Origin of the sequence: Botrimarina mediterranea (assembly GCF_007753265.1) — a bacterium.
Taxonomy (GTDB): Bacteria; Planctomycetota; Planctomycetia; order Pirellulales; family Lacipirellulaceae; genus Botrimarina; species Botrimarina mediterranea.
In genome coordinates, this window is record NZ_CP036349.1 from 4974722 (window position 1) to 4995706 (window position 20985).

Genomic DNA, 20985 nt, shown 5'->3' on the forward strand with positions numbered 1-20985 from the left:
TACACGCTGCGACGCCAATCCTGCTAGGCGCCCCAGGTGAACACTGGTCGCTTTCAGACCATGCCTCTGGAATAGATAGCGCGAGCGTTGGCTCACAATTGAGCAGTTCCGCAGCTAGAATTGCCGCATGACATCACCCCATTCAGACGACTTGTTCCAAGTTACGCTTGCGTCGATCGGCGACGCGGTAATCGCTACGGACGCAATGGGGCGGATAACTTTCCTTAACGCGGTCGCCGAGACGCTTACCGGTTGGCGAAATGAAGACGCGAAGGGACGTTCCCTTACGGAGGTGTTTCGAATCATTAACGAGCACACTCGGGCGCCGGTCGAGAATCCCGCCGATAAGGTTTTGCGGCACGGCCGCACTGTAGGGTTGGCGAACCACACAATCTTGATCGCGAAGGACGGACGCGAGATCCCCATCGATGACAGCGCGGCGCCGATCCGCGGGGCGAACGGAAACCTGCGAGGGGTAGTTCTCGTATTTCGCGATATTAGGGAGCGGAAGGAAGCAGAGGAGCGTCTACAAGAGAGCGAGCTTCGCTACCGACTCATCGGGCAGGTCGCGAATGATGCGATCTGGGACTGGGACCTCATCACCAACGTGGTCGTCTGGAACGAGGGCGTGCAAGCGAGCTTCGGCTATCGTCCGGACCAGATCGGCGCTACCGCCTCGTGGTGGCTCGACAACATCCACAACGACGACCGCGAACGCATCTCGAAGAGCATTCACGCCGTCATCGACGCAGGGGAGTTTTGGAACGAAGAGTACCGCTTCCGTCGCGCCGATGGCGACTACGCCACCGTCTTTGATCGCGGTCGAGTGGTTCGAGACAGCGGTGGCGCGCCGGTACGTATGGTCGGTGCGATGCTGGATCTAAGTGAGCGATTGCGGACGCAACGACAGCTAGCCGAGCGTGAAGAGCGACTCCGCATGGCGGTCGAATCGGCCGCTATCGGCGTTTGGGATTTCGATCCTCAGTCCGGGTCCCTAGAGTGGTCCGACCGTTGCAAGGCAATGTTTGGACTGCCCCCGGATGCTCACATCAACTACGACGTCTTCCTTGAGCGTTTGCACCCAGATGACCGGGAACAGACGCATCGGGTCGTCATGGATGCACTCTCTCCTGACGGCGACGGCAGCTACGAAATCGACTACCGCACCCTCTGGCCAGATGGAACGGTGCGTTGGCTCGTCGCTCGGGGTCAGGGGTACTTTGAGGAAGAAGTAGGCGTAAGAAACGCTGTACGATTTGCCGGCACGGTGCTCGACGTGACGGCACGGAAGCGGTCGGAAGAGGCCGCGGTAAAGCGGTCGGCGCAACTCCGACGCTTAGCGGATGTAGCAAGTAGGATCGGCGTGGCCCACGACGTGACGTCGGTACTAAACATCGTGACTGAAGAAGTGCGGCATGTCATCGAAGCCCACCAGTCGATCGCTAGCATGACGGTCGATCAAGAATGGGCGCAGGCAATTACCTCGGTTTCGATGTCGGAGAAGTACGCGCAATGGCGCAACTACGACAAGCCTCCTGACGGGTCTAGCATCTACACCATTGTCTGCAAGACGAACAAGCCGATGCGCCTCACCCAGGCCGAGTTAGAGGCCCACCCGGCGTGGAGAGAGTTTAGTGGCGACACTATGCATCCGCCGATGCGGGGATGGCTCGCCGCGCCGATGGTGGGGCGCGATGGACGGAATCTCGGCCTCCTCCAGCTCTCCGGTAAATTGGAGGGCGAGTTTACAGAAGACGACGAAGCGGTGCTTGTGCAACTTGCCCAGATGGCCGCCGTCGCTGTTGAGAATGCCCGGCTCTTGGAGAGTCTCCAACAAGCCGATCGCCGTAAGGATGAGTTTCTGGCGACGCTAGCCCACGAACTGCGTAATCCGCTCGCCCCCATCCGGATGGGTTTGGAGGTGATGAAGATGGGTGGTCTACAAGCATCCGAGATTGAAGACATACGCGAGATGATGGAGCGGCAGACGAAGCAGCTGATAGCGCTCGTCGATGATCTGCTTGACGTGTCACGCATCACAAGCGGGAAGTTCGAACTCCGTAAGTGCCGTGTCGCTCTTGCCGATATCGTGCAAAGTGCTCTCGAGGCTTCCACACCCTTTATTGACGAAGCGGGCCACAACTTGGCCGTCGCTGTACCGGATATGCCGATTCTTTTGGAGGCCGATCCGCACCGACTCGCCCAGGTGATTTCAAACCTGCTCAACAACGCCGTGAATTACACCCCCGAGGGTGGAGAGATACGGCTCTCAGCTAGCCACCAAACTGACACCGTGGCGATCGTCGTGGCGGACAATGGAATTGGCATCCCATTGGAGATGCAACAACACGTCTTCGAGATATTCGCCCAGCTCGACCGACCGCTCGAGAAGGGTTACGTGGGGCTAGGAATTGGACTTACATTGGTCAAACGGTTGGTTGAGATGCATGACGGAACCGTCGAAGTCCACAGCGACGGCGCAGGAAAGGGAAGCACCTTCACCGTTCGACTACCCATCGTGAATGCAGACGAGTTGCAGAGGCGCCCGATAGAGTTTTCGAGCGACCAAGCGTCTACGAAGAAGCGTCGCGTGCTTATTGTCGACGACAACAAAGCCGCCGCTGATATGCTGGGGCTCGTCGTGAAGATGCTCGGTTGCGACATACGCACCGCCTACGATGGCCAGGAAGCGGTGGAAGTAGCGGCGGAGTACCTTCCCGAAGTCATCGTGATGGACATCGGCATGCCGAAAATGAACGGGTACGAAGCCGCCAGCCACATCCGGCGAACTCCATGGGGGAAAGACATTTTGCTGGTCGCCCTCACCGGATGGGGTCAGGAAGAAGACCGTCTACGGACAAGAGAAGCTGGCTTCGACCATCACTTAGTCAAACCCGCCGATCCAGACGCCCTCCAGCAAGTCCTGTTTGAATCTCGGGATTAGGGCGGCAAACACCATGGGAGTCGGCATTACTCTTTCGTCACCATCTACAGCTCTCAAAGCGGCCTCAACTAGGGCGAATGCGTCGACTTGCTGTATTTCCGTGACGGTCAGATCGCCTGATGTCAGCTGACGTCGAGGAACGGTCTACGGCAGCAGGGACAGTGCCGTCGAATCCACCGGCCAGCGAGAAGAACGCCGAGGGCTGCGGCAGCGTCGAGATCGCCATAAACACCAGCGGCGCCCGATCGGCGTAGTGACGGTAGGCGATCCCGCCCACGGAGTGCCCGAGCGTCATCGGCCACACAGCTCGCAGCGGCACCTCCCCTCGGCAGTATTTGCCGCCCGCTGCCCCACCTCCGCTCCGGGGCCTGCTTCGGTTGCGGAGAGCCAGCGGAGTAGAGTCTAAACACAATGGTTCTCTCATCGCACGTGGCCCATAGATCGGGGGAAGGTCAGCGTGAGGTGGTAAGTATAGTTGAAGTTCTTCTGCTTGCTTTCGCCGATTAGCATCGACGGGATTAGAGAGCGAGAGCGCCGCGACGCGAGCTAATTGTTGGCTAGCCCGCGTGCGAAGCTATTCCTATCGCGACCGCTGAGATCCCTGCCAATGCGGTAGCGGGATAAGGGCTTTAATCGCAGAAAGCCTCGCGATCCCCTGGCTAGTGGATTTGACCCAATTCCGTTCGAGCGGCGGGCAGAGGGGGCTGGACGAAGGGAGACAGTTCTTGCGCTCTCGACTAAACTGGGGGTCTCGGTTCAATCGCCGTCTGCTGCCCAGAGAGTCGGGAGAGCGCGCGGAGAACCATGATCTCCCGCCCTGTTTCAGCTTATTCGTAGTCGATGAATCCCAACGATGCCCGTGGAAGTCGAAGGGTAAGGCGAACCCGAAAGTTGGGAAGCTCCCGCCGTTGGTCACTTGGACCGGCGCGGCTTGGCAGGAAGCCCCTCCTTGAGCTGTTGGAGGACCGTCGCCTCCTGGCCGCGGACTTCGGCGACGCCCCGGCGCCCTACCCGACGCTGATGGCCGTCAACGGGGCTCAGCACGCGGAAGTCAGTCCGGGCGGGCTGCAACTCGGCGCCGCGATCAGCTTCGAAGCGGAGGGCCAACCCTCAGCCTCCGCCAACGCCGACAGCGGCGATGACGGCATCGACTTCGGCATGGTGCGAGTTGGTCAGCTCGACGCCGAGGTGACCGTCACTGTCACCAATGCGCCGGCCGCGGCGAAGCTCGACGGCTGGATCGACTTCAACGGCGACGGCTCGTGGGGCGGCGCTGATGAACGTGTCTTTGCCAGCATCGACGTCGCCGAGGGCGTCAACCTGTTGACGTTCGACGTGCCGAGCGCGGCGATGTCGGGGGAGACCTACGCGCGGTTCCGGCTGAGCACGGCGGGGGGGCTGGGCGTGACGGGTTTGGCAGCGGATGGGGAGGTAGAAGACTTCGTAGTCTTCATCGCACCGCCTACGGAACGTACCGCAGCATTTGCAGACCACGGGGTTATCGCTACCGACCCCTTCAGAATTACGAAGTTCATCACGACGGATTTAGACGACGATGGTGATAGCGATCTGATTGTCTACGCGACCAATTCAAGCTCGCCTTTCGAAGACACACTCGCATGGTACAGCAATGACGGCGACCAAGCGTTTCAACGGAGAGTGATTGCGACGAGGGATGGATTCAACCCGACTAGTATCCGAGCTGCTGACATAGACAATGATGGCGATCAAGATCTCCTCGTTAGTTACCCCGACAGCAATCTCACCGGCGATGTTTACTGGTACAGAAACGATGGTTCCGAGAACTTCTCGAGTCATCGAATCGCGAGCGGGAGTTACGCCTCTGACGCCGCCCTCGGTGACATCGATGGCGATGGCGACCTGGACCTCGTAACGGGAGGTCTCAAGTGGTACGCAAATGACGGACAAGGAATATTTTCCTACCAGGCGGCTGTCCCCAGCACGCTTCAGAATGATTCTCGGGTTAACCTTGCCGACCTCGACCAAGACGGCGACCTCGATATCGTTGTCGGGTCTTACTTTGGGGACTTCGTCTGGTTCGAGAACAACGGTCTTCAACAATTCACACAGCGGAGCATTGCCAACAAGCCGGGTTACAGCCCATTCCCAATCGCTATCGACATGGACGGGGACGGCGACCTCGACGTCTTCCCGCAGGAAGACAAGGCGGACGGGCTCGAATGGTATCAGAACAGCGGCGCCGGGACGTTTACGAAAGTCATTGTTGACAGCGAAACTGTGTCGCTGCGCGACCATCGCGCCGCAGATTTCGACGGCGACGGCGACATTGATATTGTCTCTTCCCATGTGGACGGTTCACTCGTTTTATACGAGCGCCAAGGCCAGGGTTACGTGAGGAGAACTCTCGGCGTCGCCACGAGCGATATCGCAGTTGTCGATCTGGACCGTGACGGTGACCTCGATGTTCTGACGTTACTGACGGGCAGTGTTCGAGACCTTGTCTGGTTTGAGAACCGACTCGCCGTGCACCTCGGCGCGTCGACGCCGACCGCAGCCGAAGAGACCAGCGAGATTGTTTCTTTCGACTTCTTCGTTGACGCGCCCCACTCCGAATCGCTTCTGCTCGCGTTCCGCGTGGAAGGGACAGCGCGTGTGGGTAGCGATTTTACGCTCTCTGGGTACGAGAGCTTTGACGGCGCCGAGGGAACGGTCCTACTCCCAGCGGGACAGACGTCCGTGTCGTTGCTCGCCACGCTGACCGATGACGCTTCGGCGGAGGTCGACGAGTCGATCGTCGTCACCCTTCTTTCGACGCCCAGTTACGCGCCGAGCGATGTATCGAACGCGGTCACTCAAATTCTAAGTAGTGAAGTTGGCGCCGATTTCGGCGACGCGCCGGGGCCCTACCCGACCCTGCTTGCCGAGAATGGCGCTAGGCACAGCAATATCGGGCCCGGCGAACTGCAACTAGGTGGAGCGGCGAGCTACGAAGCCGACGGACTACCCTCGGCAGCCGCCGACGCCGACCTCAACGACGACGGCGTCGTTTTCGGCGAATTCCGAGTAGGGCAGAACGGCGCGACGGTTGAGATTACGGTCACGAACGCACCGAATGGCGCGAAGCTCGACGGCTGGATCGACTTCAACGCCGATGGCTCGTGGGGGGGGCTGAACGAGCGACTCTTCACCGCAGTTGGTGTGACCGAGGGCGTCAACTTGCTGACTTTCAACGTGCCGGGCTGGGCCGTCTCCGGCGTCACCTACGCACGTTTCCGCCTCAGCACGGCTGGCGGGCTGCCCACGACTGGCTTCGCTGCCGACGGTGAAGTCGAAGACTACGCGGTGATGATCGAGCCCACACAATCCTATTCGACCGCATTCGGGACCGCGAATGCCATCAGGGAGACGACGGGCGCCTTTATCAGCGTCACTACTCTGGACATCGAGGGAGATGGAGACGTTGACATTGTTGCAACCACATCCGGCAGTGGGGCTATCACTCTTTTCGAAAACGACGGGGCGAACGCGTTCACCAGCCGCAGTCTCTTCAGCACGAGTTCTACCAAGATCACATCCGTCGAAGCGGCCGACATCGACGGTGACGGCGACACCGACATTGTCGCGTTGCCGGAGGACGGTTGGGTCCTTATCCTTGAGAACGATGGCTCGGGAACGTTTTCTTGGTACTCCCTCCGCCCAAGTTCGACCTCGCCAGGCGATCTGTCGCCCGTGGACATGGACGGTGATGGCGACATCGACCTCGTCGTTTCGTCGCGTGACAGCGACCGCATCGCTTGGTACGAGAACCGCGGCGACAAGGAATTTTTTAGAAGGACGATTACGACCGACGCCGATGAAGTATCTGACATCCAAGTCGTCGACCTGGACCGCGACGGTGACCTCGACGTAATCTCGAGAAACCCGGGAGATTCCACGCTCTCTTGGTACGAGAACGACGGCGCTCAGTCTTTCTCGCCACGGTTGGTCGCGACCGGCGTCGGCGCCACCGCGTCGCCGCTGCATGTTGCCGACTACGACCGCGATGGCGACCTCGATTTGATCACTTTCTCGATCGTCGACGCCTCAATCGTTTGGTACGAGAATGACGGCGCCGAGGCGTTCTCTTCCAGAGCAATTCCCAGTTCGGTCCGGTCGGGCCGTGTGCGATTTGTTGGCGACATCGACGGAAACGGTTTAGTCGACATTGTTGCGGAGTCTTTTGTTTCTAATTCAACGGCGATCTGCCTCTTTAATAGGGGTGACGGCTCCTTCACGGAGCAAGTGATCGCCTCGCGCGTCGGCCGGGTAGCGGATGTCCACGCCACCGATATCGATCGCGATGGGGACATCGACCTGTTGGCGACGCACGACTATACGACTCCCGGCGTGGTGTGGTACGAGGCGGTCTACAACGCATCGTTGACGTCGATTCCGGGTGATTGGACCGAGGGCTCGTCGGACTGGGCGGTCGAGTTCCGCATCCCCGAAGCGATTGACCGCCCCACCACACTCGCCTTTACGGTAAATGGCGAGCCGGCTTATGAGTTCGACTACACTCTAGCAGGAGCAGCTTCATTCGATGGTGCGCGCGGCTTCGTCGAGATCCCCGCTGGAGAAACTGTCGCGACGATTTTGTTGTCAGCACTGGACGATGGCCTCTATGAGCTCGACGAAGCGGTAACGGTGACTCTGCTCCGAGGACCGGGGGAGAACGCTAGGCCGCTGAGCGCCCACACGAATTCGATCCGCAGCACGCAGGCCGGCGCCAGTTTCGGCGATGCACCACAACCGTATCCCACGCGGCCGGCGGAGGGCGGCGCCGCGCATACCCACGTCGGCGACGGATCGCTCCGACTGGGCGAGCTGGTCGACGGCCGGGCCGACGGAGTACCCTCGCCGGGCGCAGACGCCAACGTCAGCGACGACGGCGTCGTCTTCGGCGCGATGCGGGTTGGCCAGCTTGACGCCGCGGTGACGGTGACCGTTTCAAACGCACCGGACGGCGCGAAGCTCGACGCCTGGATCGACTTCAACGGCGACGGCTCGTGGGGGGGCGCCGACGAGCACATTTTCGCGAGTGTTCACGTCGTTAACGGCGAGAACGTCCTGACGTTTGACGTCCCCACCGTGATCACTTCCGGCGTCGTCACTTACGCGCGGTTCCGTCTCAGCAGCAGCGGCGGCTTGGCGCCCGGCGGCATCGCGGCCGATGGTGAGGTCGAGGACTACGCCGTCACGATGCTGCCCCCCACGCCGACCAGCGGCGAGTTCGGCGAGCCGACCCAAATCTTGCCACTTTCGGCCATCCGTCCGATTGATGTGACCGCTGCGACCTCGGTCGTGCCCGCCGACATGGACGGCGACGGCGACATCGACCTGGTTCTCTCCCGAGGCTTGAAAAACGATAATTTGTATTGGTACGAGAATCAGGCGGGGCAATTCTCCACCGCTCACCTGATCGGCCAGCGTGGCGACTTCATCCGCGTCGCCGACCTCGACCGCGACGGCGACCTCGATGTTGTCGCGACGGATCAGGGCCAATTAGCTTGGTTTGAGAATCGGGGCGCCGAGGGGTTTGTGCGAAATGTGATCGCCTCCGGCAGCCTTCTCTATCCGACTTCTCCGATTGCGATCGCAGACTTTGGTGGCGATGGCTGGCTCGACATCGCCGTCATTAACAACGCCGGCAGCGTACTGCTTTGGAGACGTGGCGAAGAGTCAGCGACCTACACCTCGACGCTCATTGGCGGAGCCGCTGCTGGCACCGTGAGCATTGAAGCTGTCGACCTGAATCGAGATGGTCGGCTTGACCTTGTCGCATCGGGACTCAACTTCCCTTTCGGTGAGACAGTTGGGCTTTTCCAAGGCGAAACGGGTCAGTTCAGTAGACGGACGCTTGACGGCGGGCGCACCTCGGCTTCTAGCCCTATTGATATGGACCGCGACGGCGACATCGACGTTGTGATTCAGATCGAGAACGGCGTAGCTTGGTTAGAGAACGACGGTTCGGGAAGCTTTGCTTTCCGTGCTGTCGGCTCAGTGAGTGGCTTTAACAACGACATGGCGGTAGCGGACTTCGACGGCGACGGCGACTTCGATATTGTCGACACGCACCGCCGAACGTCCTTTGAGTCGAAGAGCTTCACGCTCTTCAACAACGACGGCGCCAACAAGTTTCAAGCGACAACGATCGACTCCAATCCATCGGAGTACTACTACTCGGTGTTCCCCGCCGACATCAATGGCGATGGAGCCCTCGACCTCGTCGCCGTCGTCCCGAATGTCGGCGTGCTGCTCTACACCCAGATGCTCCGGGCAGTCCCCACTTCCAGCAGCCCCAACCTTCTCAACGAGGGTGACGGGCCGATAACGATCCGGTTGGCGCTACAAGCCGAGACCAACGCGGACGTCGCCGTTCCCTTTACGATTTCGGGCGAGGCGGTTTACGGCGTCGACTATGTGATCGACGGCGCTGATTTCATCATCGGCGGATCCGGGGTGGTGACCATCCCCGCGGGGACACAATGGGTCGAGCTGACGCTGACGGTGATCGCCGACGGCGAAGCAGAGCTCCACGAATCACTGGCGATCTCGGTCGGCGACCGCCCCGGCGACCGACTGGTATGGCGGATCACCGCCGACGCCGACGTGGGTGACTACGGCGACGCTCCAGCGATCTATCCGGTAGGGGTTGAACAGGCGGGCGCCGCGCACCTGGCGGTTGGCCCACGGCTGGGCGAGACGCGAACCGCCGAGCCTCAGGGCGTCGCAACAAGTGGGGCCGATGGCGACGCGGGGGACGATGGCGTTGTGTTCGGCACACTCGTCGTCGGCACAGGGACTTCGACGATGACCGCGGATGTCCAGAACGCCCCGGAGGGCGCTTATCTCGATGCCTGGATCGACTTCAACGGCGACGGCTCCTGGTCGGGTGAGCGCGAGCAAGTCTTCACACGCCACGCCGTTGTCGAAGGGGAGAATGTTTTGCGGTTCGAGACGCCAAGTTGGGCGACCATCGGGACCACTTACGCCCGAGTACGGCTTAGTTCCATGGGTGGACTTGGAGTTACAGGCAACGCCGCCGACGGCGAAGTCGAGGACTATCAAGTCACGATCGCTACGGCGCCAGGCGGTTGGGTTGATTACGAGGTCCAAGGCGTCGATCCCGTCGGGGCACCGTCAACGCTGGCGAAGGTCGTGGACCTGGATAGCGACGGATTCGTTGACATGACCAGCGTTGGCTTGCCAAGCGACCGAAGCCTTTATTGGTTGCGGAATACTGGCGACGGGACGTTCTCGAAGCAGGTCTTGGCGGTTGTCGATTTCACCATGCGGGACTTCGCCATCGACGACATTGATGGCGATGGCGACTTGGACATCGTTGTGATCTCGCAAACCTCTCCAAGCACCAGTCGGCTTGTACTGCTACGTAACAACGGGGCAAATGCTTTTTCGCTCAACGTGATCGCCACGAGTATCGAAGCTTCGATGACCGTAGCTATCGCTGATATCGACGGCGACGGGGCGATGGACATCATGGCTGGGGGGGACCGCAGTAGCTTCAGCGGCGTTCTTCCCTCGACTGGAGAGATTGTTTGGTACGTAAATGACGGCGTTGGCGGCTTTAGCCCTCGTCTCATCGACAGCCAACTCGGCCCGGTGAGAAGCCTTGGCGCCGCTGACCTCGATGGCGACGGCGATCTCGACCTCTACGCGTCGGCCATGAACGCGGGTAGCCTCGTGATGTACCGCAACGATGGCGCCGCCAGCTTTACCAAAGAAGTGATCGTCGCAACAACGTTCACCGGTCCCTACATGCTACCGGGCGGCAAGGTTCGAGCCGCCGACTTCGACGGCGATGGCGATCTCGACCTCATTCCAACGCCAAACGGTTACAGTCCACCAAAATTAGTATGGTACGAGAACGACGGGGCGGGCCTCTTCATTGAACGCATGATCTACGCCGGCGTCTTATACTCCAACGACGTCCTCCCTGTGGACCTCGATGGCGACGGCGACCTCGACTTGGTGATTGGGTTGGCGACCACCGCCCCAAGCGACAAGCCGGCTTGGATCGAGACCCGTCTCGCCGGTGACGCCAACAACGACGGCGTCGTCGATCTAGCGGACCGAGACTTCTGGGGAGCGAACTACGGTTCGACCAGCGGGCCCGGTCTCCTGGCGGACATTACCGGCGACGGCCTCGTCAACGCGGCGGACTACACAAGCTGGCGAGACGCATACGCCAGCGGGGTTGCTTCCACGATTTACCTACCACGCGTGGCTGACTGGCGGCTCAACGCCAGCGGCCTGGCGGTGGGGGACCTGGACGGCGACCTCGACTTAGACCTCATCGCGGCGACTTCTACGGGCGTCACAGTGGCGATCAACACCTTCCTGTCGCCGCCACCCACTACCGCTCCCTCTAGCGCACCAATGACGCCGATTTTCGCTACCTCTGAGGCGCCGCTGGTTGCGGGTAGCCAATCCGCTATCTCGTTCACCCTTCCCGAACCCAGTAAGATCCCAGCTACCACGCCTCGGCAACGCTATGCGTCGCCGGTTCGCGAGTCCAATGACAATCGATCGATCAGCTTGCTAATGCTTCACAAGCAAGAGCACGCCAAGGGGCGAAAGGCGCCGATTCGTGACGAAGCGTTCGCCGTTGCTGCGGACGAGGGGGAAACAGCCGACCTCACTACTGAATGTGAAGCAGAGCCGTTAGATCAGCCTGTCGCGATCGGACCTTCAGAGAGGGTTTGGGAGATGTGGGGCTGAAAATTGCAACCCATTGTCCTACCCAGTTGGTCGTTGCGGGCATTTAACGTCCCAAGCTTCGACTTCGAAAACCATCGCGCGCTCGACCCGCGCGGGGTAATCTCGTTCGGCGAGCTCGGCGTTGAGTTCGTCGTCCCCTTCAACGAATCGGGCATTCCCCAGACTTTCACCCGGCGTTGTTTTTCGTAGTTCATTAAGAACAAGAACGCCTTTGCGTTGTCCTGGAGGTTGCCGAGCGTATTGTACGGGCGATTGCCGCCGAAATCGGCGAAGCCGAGCGTCTTGTCGTCGATCACTTACAAGAACCCGGCCGGCCCGCCGCGGTACTGGATGTACGGCTGACCGTCGGCGTTGGCGGTGCCGAGGTAGAACATGTCGAGCTCGGACAGTTACTGCTGCACGTCGGGCGTGACTGTCGTCTGCCAGCCGCCACGCTCTTCCTTCCCGTGATAAGCCGGCCGCGAACCTTTCGTCTCTTGGATCGCCTTGACCGTTGGTGTGAAGGCGACGTCGCACGGGTAGTGATTCATCGCCTCACTGTGATGCAAGGGAAACCAAGTGTAGTTAAAAGAAAGCCCGCCGCCGCGAGTTCGGGACGGCGGGCAATGGCGACTAACGATTCACTTTGCGATCCAGGAAGTCTTGCATCAGTCGGGCGATCTCGACGCCATCCTCTTCGAGGGCAAAGTGCCCGGTTTCGAAGAGGTGGAACTCGAGGTCCTTGAGATCACGCTTGTAGGGGTAAGCGCCTGCATCGGGGAAGATCGGGTCGTTCTTGCCCCAGACGATCAGGGTTGGCGGCTGATGCATCCGCAGATACTCCTGCCATGCCGGGTACAGCGGCGGGTTGCTGCCGTAGCTATGGAAGAGGGCGAGCTGGATTTCTTGATTGCCCGGACGGTCGAGCAGTGGTTGCACGTGGCTCCACGTGTCGGGGCTGATCGTCTCGATGTCCCGGATGCCATGGGTGTACTGCCACTTTGTGGCGTCGATCGTCAGTAGAGAGCGGAGCGCGTCGCCGTTCGTATCGCTTCGATCGGCCCAGTACTTCTTAACTGGGGCCCAAAACTCATTGTCGATACCTTCGTCGTACGCGTTGCCATTCTGAATGATGAGTGCATCCACACGCTCCGGCGCCGCGGCCGCGATTCGATAGCCGACCGGCGCACCGTAGTCCATCAGGTAGAGCGAGTACTGTTCGATCCCAACCCTATCGATGAAACTGGTGACGACCTTCGCCAAGTTGTCGAAGGTGTATTCAAAGTCGTCGACCAACGGCGCCGAGCTATAGCCGTAGCCCGGGTAGTCGGGGGCGATGACGTGGTACTTCTCGGCGAGCCGTGGGATGAGGTCGCGGAACATGTGCGACGAGGTCGGGAAGCCGTGCAGCAGCAGCACCGTGGGGGCGTCCTTCGGGCCGGCCTCGCGGTAGAAGATGTCGAGGCCATCGATCTCGACGGTTCGGTAGCGAATAGTGGGATCGGCAGCATTCGTGGGCGTGAAGGCTGTGACGAAGAGGGCGGCGAGGAGCCAGCTGGTACGGAAGCGTGGCGAGAACATGAAAGACTCCCTAGGTGATGACCGTCCCAGCAGGGACGGACGAAGTGGGGACCGAATTGGTCAGCATGGGGGTCAAGCAATGCAAAGGACGACGGCAGGTTCGGCGGGACGCGGCTCGCCGAGCGGCCAATGGAACTTCCGCTGGGCGTCGGGGATGGCCAAGTCGTTGATGCTCGCTTCGCGGCGACGCATCAGACCCTCCGTGTCGAACTCCCACAACTCGTTGCCGTAAGCACGCCACCACTGCCCGGCGGCGTCGCGGAATTCGTACTGAAACCGGACAGCGATCCGGTTCGACCCAAACGACCACAGGTCCTTCATCAAACGGTACTCCTGCTCCCTCTCCCACTTCCGGGTAAGGAACACTTGGATTTCTTCGCGGCCTTGCACGAATTCCTGGCGGTTACGCCACGTCGAGTCCTCGCTGTAGGCGAGTGACACGCGGACCGGGTCGCATGAGTTCCACGCATCCTCGGCGGCGCGCACTTTGGCGGTGGCGGACTCGTTCGTGAACGGAGGTCGTAGAGGAAGTGAGTTCGACATGGATTTGCTCGTGTAGGAGGCTGAAGTAATCCCGAGCCGGCCATCAGGCCGGCTCGGGTTAAGTGATCCGTCACTTCAGCCACGGGCGGGCGAGAGGACAGCTTCGAGCGGCTTGGCGGCCGGGAAGTCGACGTCGGTCTCGGCGAGGTTGTTGAAGTAGTTCGTGAACACGTTGATCGCAACGTTCGCAACGATCTCCGCCACCGCGTCGTTACCGAAGCCGGCGCTACGGAACTCTTCGAGGTCGGCGTCGGCGACGCGACCACGCGACTCTATGACGGACTTAGCGAAGCGAGCTACCGCGCGATTCGCGTCGTCGATCCCGTCGCCGCGACGGGCCGCTTCGATAGCGTCTGGCTTCAGGCCGACGATCTTCCCCACCGTCGAGTGGGCGGCGAGGCAATAGTCGCAGCCGTTCTCTTCGGCAGTCACCAGCGAGACAATCTCGCGCTGCTGCGCGGTCAAACCGGCGCCGGCGCTGAGGGCGGCAGAGAAATCGAGGTAACCACGGAGGGCGGCGGGCGAGTTCGCGAGAGTCGTGAAGAGGTTCGGTACGCGGCCGAGCTTCGACTTCACAGCCGAGAACAGCTCAGCTTGCAGGGGGTTGGCTTGCTCAGGAGCGACTTGGGTGAGGCGGGGCATGTTTTGATTCCTGCTGTTTTGAGGCGGGATGATGAAGGTCAGCAATGAACCTCCCTTAAACACTTCCCATGCCAATCCGCGTGCAAGACCACAAGTCCTTTATGCCGAATGCTTTACGCATAATCGACGAATGATGGGCAGTTACGAAAAGTCGTTGAACGACGAAGTGTCGTCGCTGCGTGACGAAATGTCGTATCCTTGGGGCATGCCTAGCCTCACCGCAAGCACTCCGCTCTTCAACGACCCCAAACGGTTGCTCCTCGACCTCGCTCAGCAACGCGAGCTCTCGGCGCTGCTCGATCTGTTAGTCACTCGGATCGCCGGATCGGAGGCGGTCGCCCTAGCCCGTCTGTGGCTCGTACGGCCCGGCCAGGGATGTGAGACCTGCCCGATGCGTGAGGAGTGCCCCGACCGGTCGCAGTGCCTGCATCTTGTGGCGAGTAACGGAACTTCGCTAGTCGATCCGAGCAGCGATTTCTCCCGCATCGACGGACGCTTCCGACGATTCCCGATCGGCGTGCGGAAAGTCGGACGCATCGCGATGACCGGTGAAGCGATCGAGGCGCCGGACATGGCCGAGCTGCCAGACTGGGTTGCTGATCCCGAGTGGGTGCGCTCCGAAGGGATCATCGGCTTCGCCGGCCAGCCGCTGAGCCATCGCGGTTTGGTGCTCGGAGTGCTGGGCGTCTTTAGCCGCGTACGCATTGGCGACGAGTGCCTCGACTGGCTGCGGATGATCGCCGACCACGCGGCCGTCGCGATCGCCCACACGCACGCTTGGGAAGAAGTGCAGCGGCTGCGTAACCGCCTTGAGGAAGAGAACGAGTACCTCCAACAAGAGGTCGCTGCTGAACAAGGCTTCGGCGAGATGCTAGGCGTTAGCCCCGCGTTGCGGAACGTCTCGCATCAGATCGACCTGGTAGCCCCAACCGACTCGAGCGTTCTCATCCTCGGCGAGAGCGGCGTCGGCAAAGAGCTCGTCGCCCGCGAGCTGCATCGTCGCAGCGACCGAGCCGATCGGCCGCTCATCAAGGTGAACTGCGCCGCGATCCCGCGTGAACTCTTCGAAAGCGAGTTCTTCGGGCACGTCCAAGGCGCGTTCACCGGCGCGCTACGCGACCGGACCGGACGCTTCGAACTCGCCCACGGCGGCACGCTATTCCTCGACGAGGTCGGCGAGGTGCCGCTAGACCTTCAGAGCAAGCTGCTTCGCGTGCTTCAAGAAGGAGAGATCGAACGAATCGGCGAGGAGCGAACGCGGAAGGTCGATGTACGCGTTATCGCTGCGACGAATCGCGACCTCCGCGAGGAGTCTCGTGAACGTCGGTTCCGAGAAGACCTCTACTATCGCCTCAGTGTGTTCCCGATAGAGCTGCCTCCGCTCCGTGAACGCCGCGAGGACATCGCGATCCTTGCAGAGCATTTTCTGCACAAAGCAGGGCAGCGCTTTGGAGTCAGTGCCCCACGCCTCACCAAGGCCGTAGCGCGACAGCTCGAGCGATACGACTGGCCCGGCAATGTCCGGGAACTTCAACACGTCGTCGAGCGGGCAGTGATCCTGTCCCGCGGGGGTCCGCTTCGGATCGATTTTGAAGAACCCGTCCAAGTAGCCCACCGAGAAATAGCCCTCGACGAATCCGAAGTGCTTACCGACGCACAAGTCCGCGAGTTCGAGCGGACCAATCTGCGGCGAGCGTTGAATGCAGCCGGCGGAAAAGTGCATGGCCCCCTCGGCGCCGCGCAACTGCTAGGGGTCAAGCCAACCACCCTGAGCTCCAGATTGAAGGCGTTGGGCTTGAAAGCAAAGTGAGTCGCTTTTTCTTACTCCTACGCGATCACTACACCAGACTGTGTCGCGCGCCTCGTGACGTCGTGTCACCAATCACGTCCAGGCATAGAGGGGCAACAAGTAAGTTTCATGTCGCTCTTGACTTACAGCTAGCCTGCTATTGCTCAACCCGCATCGGTTGCCCGTGACATACACGTGTCACCTCTGCGGCGAACACGATCGCGTTGTCCTACGTCGCCCGAAAACGCCGTCCAGCATTTACGTTCGAAGTAAGTTGGCGCCTGCCGGCGAGGCGCCGCTTCCCGCCATCGCGACATGCACGGATCAGTCCGGTTGCTGGCGCGAAAATCGACTACTCTTCCTCAGAGGTCTTCGCCACCGCCCGCATTTGGACACGAGGTGAAAGCTCAACGGTTAGTCCACCTTCGGCAGATTGGAACTGCAATCTATGGGCGCCGCTGTCCGGCTAGTCCGGCAGTGGAAGCCGCGTACCCGATTCGGACCGCTGGCAAGCCAGCAGCGGCGCCCTGCGCGGTGAGGCGGGGCGTACTTGCCGCAAGGTTCTTGACACGACGCCGCGCGGGGGGCGACAGAATCGCCGTCTTCGCCTCGCAAAACATTGCCTCGAAAAGGTTTAGGCATTCTGTAGCCCTCCTGAGGCCACCCCGTTGGCGGAACAATGCGGAGCTCAATTCCGGCGTGCGGGGGGGGCGATGTCGACTCCATCACACGCCGCCACCGCGCATCGGCTGTCGTGACCTATGGAAGGGCGGGTCGCCAGCGTCGCCCAAGAAAACCTGCTGAGAGCGTCCGTCGCACTGGCGGAACGCCCGTGGCGCACTTAGAACGGCATTTACCAGTGCCACCCGCCGGGCGCCCTGCCGATCTCCGGCCCAGCCTTTCGTTTGGCTTTTCAGAGTGCACTTAGATCGGCTCACCTGATTCTTCCTCGTCGCCCGCTATGCCCTCGCTTGTCGCCGTGTTAGCAGCGGGTCACTCGCTGATAGTGCCGATCCCCGCTGCCGTCTTAGCGCTCGCAGCGCTCGCTCAACTTGCGCCCGCTGCCGACGCCCCACCGAACGTTCTGGTGGTGATCGCTGACGACCTCGGCTGGGGCGACCTGAGTGCCCACGGCAACAAGCAACTCCAGACGCCGATCGTCGATCGACTCGCAGACGAGGGCGTGTCGTTCGAGCGATTTTATGTGCAGCCGGTCTGTGCTCCAACGCGGGCTGAATTCCTGGTGGGGCGTCACCATTTACGTGTCGGCGTGACCGGCGTGTCGCAAGGGTGCGAGCGCCTTGACGCCGGCGTCCCAACGATCGCTGACGCGTTTAGGGCAGCCGGTTACGCCACTGGGTTGTTCGGCAAGTGGCACAATGGGACCCAGCCGCCCTACCATCCAGTCTGTCGTGGCTTCGATGAGTTCTACGGCTTCACGTCAGGGCACTGGGGCCACTACTACGATTTCTGGCTCGACCACAACAACAGGATGGTCATGGGTCAGGGTTACTGCGCGGACGACTTCACCAATCACGCGATCGGCTTCATGGACGCGATGTCCGACGCGCCGTTCTTCGCGGTCGTGGCGTTCAACACGCCGCACTCTCCAATGCAGGTCCCAGACCGGTGGTGGAACCGCCACCGCACGCAGACGATCACGCAACAGGGGACCGATGCAAATCGCGAGGATGTCGATCACACGCGGGCAGCGCTCGCGATGTGCGAGAACCTCGACTGGAACGTCGGCAGGTTGCTCGCACACCTGGAATCCCGCGGCATCTCCGACAACACGATCGTCGTGTTCTTCTCGGACAACGGGCCGAACGGCCATCGATGGAACGCCGGGCTGCGCGGCGTGAAGGGATCGACCGATGAGGGCGGGGTCCGGTCGCCACTCATAGTCCGTTGGCCGAAACGATTGTCACCAGGCACTATCGTCCACTCGCCAGCCTGTGTCCTCGACTTGCCGCCGACCCTCGCCAGTCTATGCGGCGTTGCGCTAGCGGCCACGGAAGAACTCGATGGAGCCGATCTTTCGACAGAGCTTGTGGGCGAGGCCGCGCCGGCAAGCCAAGACCGGACGCTGCTGTCGCATTGGAACGGCCGCGTGGCGACCCGCCGAGGTCGGCACGTTCTCGACGACCGCGGCAGGTTGTACGACCTCGTCACTGACCCAGGTCAGACTCAAGATGTGGCGGCGAGAGAGCCGGAGATTGCTACCGATCTCTCGAGCGCCGCAGATGCTTGGCTTGAGAGATTCACAGCGAAGCGGCTGGGGAAAGCCCAGCCCTTCACTGTCGGGCATCCCGAATACCCAAGAGCTTACCTTCCAGCGCGCGACGCCGAAGGGGTTGGACGGGTCGTGCGATCCAATCGATTCCCGAATTGCACCTACTTCACTGGCTGGTCTGGTCACAATGACGCCGTTGTCTGGGACGTCGAGGTTCTGACGCCAGGCGTTTACCATGCCGAGTTCTACTTGGCGGTCCCGCCGGCGGCCGTCGGGGGATCGCTTGTGCTTGAGACGAGTATGGGAGCAACGCGGATTGCACTTACGGAGGCGACGGACTGCGAGCCCTTGGGGCCGGCGATGGATCGTGTCCTCAGGCAAGAGGGACCCGTCATGAACTTCCGAAGCTTCGACGGCACAGCGCTCAAGCTAGAGGCGGGTAGGCAAGAACTGCGGGTTTCGTGGGACGACTTCTCGAACAAAGGTCCGCTCTTGTGGCAGCTATGTCTTGAACGTCAATAGCGATGACGCTCACCGCTGAGGTTGTGTCAGCTGCGGCGGATTTCCGGCTTCGCCAACCCGCTAATGTGGTCTTGAAGGTATTAGACCGCTGCGACGTTAGCGCCTAGCGAAGCCGCTGACGCTGATCCACCCGCTGAAACTTGAACCCGTCGCTCGAGGCCCTGCTAGGAACTTGAGTTAACGGCGATCGCACGGTTCGAACAGCTGCGACCACTTGACTCCGTCCCCGCGATTGAATCGCAATCTGTGCGTTTCCAGTGGCTAATCGGCTTCTGCTTTGCTTTGCCCCGCGAGACCTAGCCGGCTCAGCATCGGCCCCATGGTCAGTCCGCCGACGAGGATCGAAAAAGCGACGACGACGTAAGTCATGGTCAGGACAAGTTCGCCGACGTTGTCGTACTCCGATTGCTGAGCGTGGATCTCTTCCTTGAGCGACAGAGCTAGCGCAACACTGATCCCGCCGCGCAGGCCGCCCCAGGTCAAGACCTTGATCGCGTGCGGCGTGAACTCTCGGCCGGTCGCCTCCTTCAAGGCGGTAACCACCGTGCCAACGGACAGGAATCTCGCCAGCAGCACAGCGGGGATCGCCAGAGCCCCGGCCAGCAAATACTGCTCCGTGAAAGACAGCACCAAGACCTCCAGCCCGATCAATACAAACAACACCGCGTTCAGCAATTCGTCCACCAACTCCCAGAACGTGTCCAGGTGCTCGCGCGTCGTCTCGGACATCGCCAGCGTTCGGCCATGGTTACCCAGGATCAGCCCTGCGACCACCATCGCCAACGGTCCGGAGAGGTGAAGCTTCATCGCCAGCGCATACCCGCTCGTCACTACCGCCAGCGATAGCAAAATCTCCGTCGCGTAGTGATCAATTGAACGCAACAGTAAGAACGCGAGCAGTCCCAACGCAAATCCCAACGCAATCCCACCGCCTGCTTCGAGGGCAAAGAGCTTGGCGACATCGATTGGTTGCGTCTCTGTCGTCTCCCTGCCTTCTTGTAAATCGTGCGGATGCTCGCGTTCGAGTTGTGCCCCACTAGCTGGTTCGTCAAGCAAGACGATTGGTGGATTACCATCGACGTTGGGTCGTTTACCGAAATTTTCTTGGATCTGCTCTACGACGCCATCAAATCCATCATTCGTCTGTCGGCTTTCATGCGTCTCACCATGCCCGCTCAACCCCGCGATGCCCAAGAGCGCAATAAAAACCACCACGCCCACGCCATCGTTGAATAACGACTCGCCCGCGATCTTGGTCTCCAGCGACTTGGGTGCGCCGAGGCTCTTAACGATCCCCAGAACGGCGATCGGGTCGGTTGGCGCAACGATCGATCCAAAGATCAGGCAGTAGATGAAGCGAACCTCGATGCCGAGCCAGCCGGTGATGACGTAGGTGAGCCCGCCGACGATGAAAGTCGTGGCTAGGACGCCGACGGTCGCGAGCAGGACGATGACCGCAGTTTGTTGCTTGAGGTCGTTGAGGTTGACGTGCAACGCCCCGGCAAAGAGCAGGTAGCCGAGCATGCCCTGCATTAGAGTTTGGTCGAAGTCGATCGATCCGAGGAGCGTCTCAGCCAAGGTAAGCACGCCCGCCCCCGGTACAAGCCAATCAATCAGCAGCAACGCAACCGCGTGCAGCATGGCCAGTAGCATCAGGCCCACCGTCGTCGGTAGCTTGAGCAGTTTGTGGTTGATGAACGCGAAGGCCGCTGCGAGGGCCACGAGGATGCCGGCGATGTCGAAGAAGCTCATGACCAGCGTTATACGGCACTACGTCGACGGAAAAAAATGGGGGACACTTTCTAACCGTCTGCGGATACGTCGAACACCGGCTCGCTTCGTGACGGGCTGATCAAGAGCCCACCAGATCTGCGAAGCATTTCGTTGTGGAGTTCGCCGGTTGCGGAAATCAGAACCCGGTGCGAAGCTACTATCGCCGTCGCCGATACGCGTTTGCAAAACTGGATCGAGCGAGCGAACGACCCGTCGGCT

At 60.8% G+C, this 20985-nt stretch carries 11 protein-coding genes; 5 read left to right on the plus strand and 6 right to left on the minus strand.

What is annotated here, in order from left to right:
• The first annotated feature begins 127 nt into the window (after positions 1 to 127).
• The 3 genes from Spa11_RS19145 to Spa11_RS19150 all read left to right on the plus strand — a co-directional run bounded on the left by Spa11_RS19145 (position 128) and on the right by Spa11_RS19150 (position 11704).
• Positions 128 to 2944 carry a PAS domain S-box protein gene (locus Spa11_RS19145; RefSeq protein ID WP_145115457.1) on the plus strand — a complete coding sequence of 939 codons (2817 nt, stop codon included), beginning with the start codon at positions 128 to 130 and terminating at the stop codon, positions 2942 to 2944.
• A gap of 119 nt (positions 2945 to 3063) precedes the next feature.
• The gene (locus Spa11_RS23475; protein WP_261342271.1) at positions 3064 to 3198 is read left to right on the plus strand and encodes a hypothetical protein; all 135 of its coding nucleotides are present in this window, start codon (positions 3064 to 3066) and stop codon (positions 3196 to 3198) included.
• A 703-nt stretch (positions 3199 to 3901) separates the two neighbouring features.
• Complete coding sequence (locus Spa11_RS19150; protein ID WP_197529520.1) at positions 3902 to 11704, plus strand: FG-GAP-like repeat-containing protein; 7803 nt, start codon at positions 3902 to 3904, stop codon at positions 11702 to 11704.
• Here Spa11_RS19150 and Spa11_RS23095 read toward each other — a convergent pair.
• The 5 genes from Spa11_RS23095 to Spa11_RS19170 all read right to left on the minus strand — a co-directional run bounded on the left by Spa11_RS23095 (position 11653) and on the right by Spa11_RS19170 (position 14449).
• Positions 11653 to 12000: a hypothetical protein gene (locus Spa11_RS23095; RefSeq protein WP_197529521.1), complete on the minus strand. Its 348-nt coding sequence runs from the start codon at positions 11998 to 12000 to the stop codon at positions 11653 to 11655. The genes Spa11_RS19150 and Spa11_RS23095 overlap by 52 nt on opposite strands.
• 93 nt (positions 12001 to 12093) lie before the next feature.
• On the minus strand, positions 12094 to 12234 hold the full coding sequence (locus tag Spa11_RS23100; RefSeq protein ID WP_197529522.1) for a hypothetical protein: 141 nt from the start codon (positions 12232 to 12234) through the stop codon (positions 12094 to 12096).
• A gap of 82 nt (positions 12235 to 12316) precedes the next feature.
• Positions 12317 to 13264 (minus strand): alpha/beta fold hydrolase, encoded by a 948-nt coding sequence (locus tag Spa11_RS19160; RefSeq protein ID WP_145115464.1) that lies wholly within the window; start codon positions 13262 to 13264, stop codon positions 12317 to 12319.
• Positions 13265 to 13336: 72 nt separating this feature from the next.
• Positions 13337 to 13807: a nuclear transport factor 2 family protein gene (locus tag Spa11_RS19165; protein ID WP_145115469.1), complete on the minus strand. Its 471-nt coding sequence runs from the start codon at positions 13805 to 13807 to the stop codon at positions 13337 to 13339.
• 75 nt (positions 13808 to 13882) lie between these two features.
• Entirely contained in the window at positions 13883 to 14449 is a 567-nt protein-coding gene (locus Spa11_RS19170; protein ID WP_145115474.1) for a carboxymuconolactone decarboxylase family protein, read from the minus strand.
• 205 nt (positions 14450 to 14654) lie between these two features.
• Between Spa11_RS19170 and Spa11_RS19175 the strand changes: the two genes are divergently transcribed.
• A complete protein-coding gene (locus tag Spa11_RS19175) occupies positions 14655 to 16259 on the plus strand; it encodes a sigma-54-dependent Fis family transcriptional regulator (RefSeq protein WP_145117070.1) in 1605 nt (534 codons plus the stop codon).
• A 940-nt stretch (positions 16260 to 17199) separates the two neighbouring features.
• Positions 17200 to 18993: an arylsulfatase gene (locus tag Spa11_RS19180; protein WP_145115478.1), complete on the plus strand. Its 1794-nt coding sequence runs from the start codon at positions 17200 to 17202 to the stop codon at positions 18991 to 18993.
• Positions 18994 to 19254: 261 nt separating this feature from the next.
• On the opposite strand, the gene Spa11_RS19185 is transcribed toward Spa11_RS19180, so the two are convergent.
• Positions 19255 to 20745: a cation:proton antiporter gene (locus Spa11_RS19185; RefSeq protein ID WP_145115483.1), complete on the minus strand. Its 1491-nt coding sequence runs from the start codon at positions 20743 to 20745 to the stop codon at positions 19255 to 19257.
• Positions 20746 to 20985 lie beyond the last annotated feature (240 nt).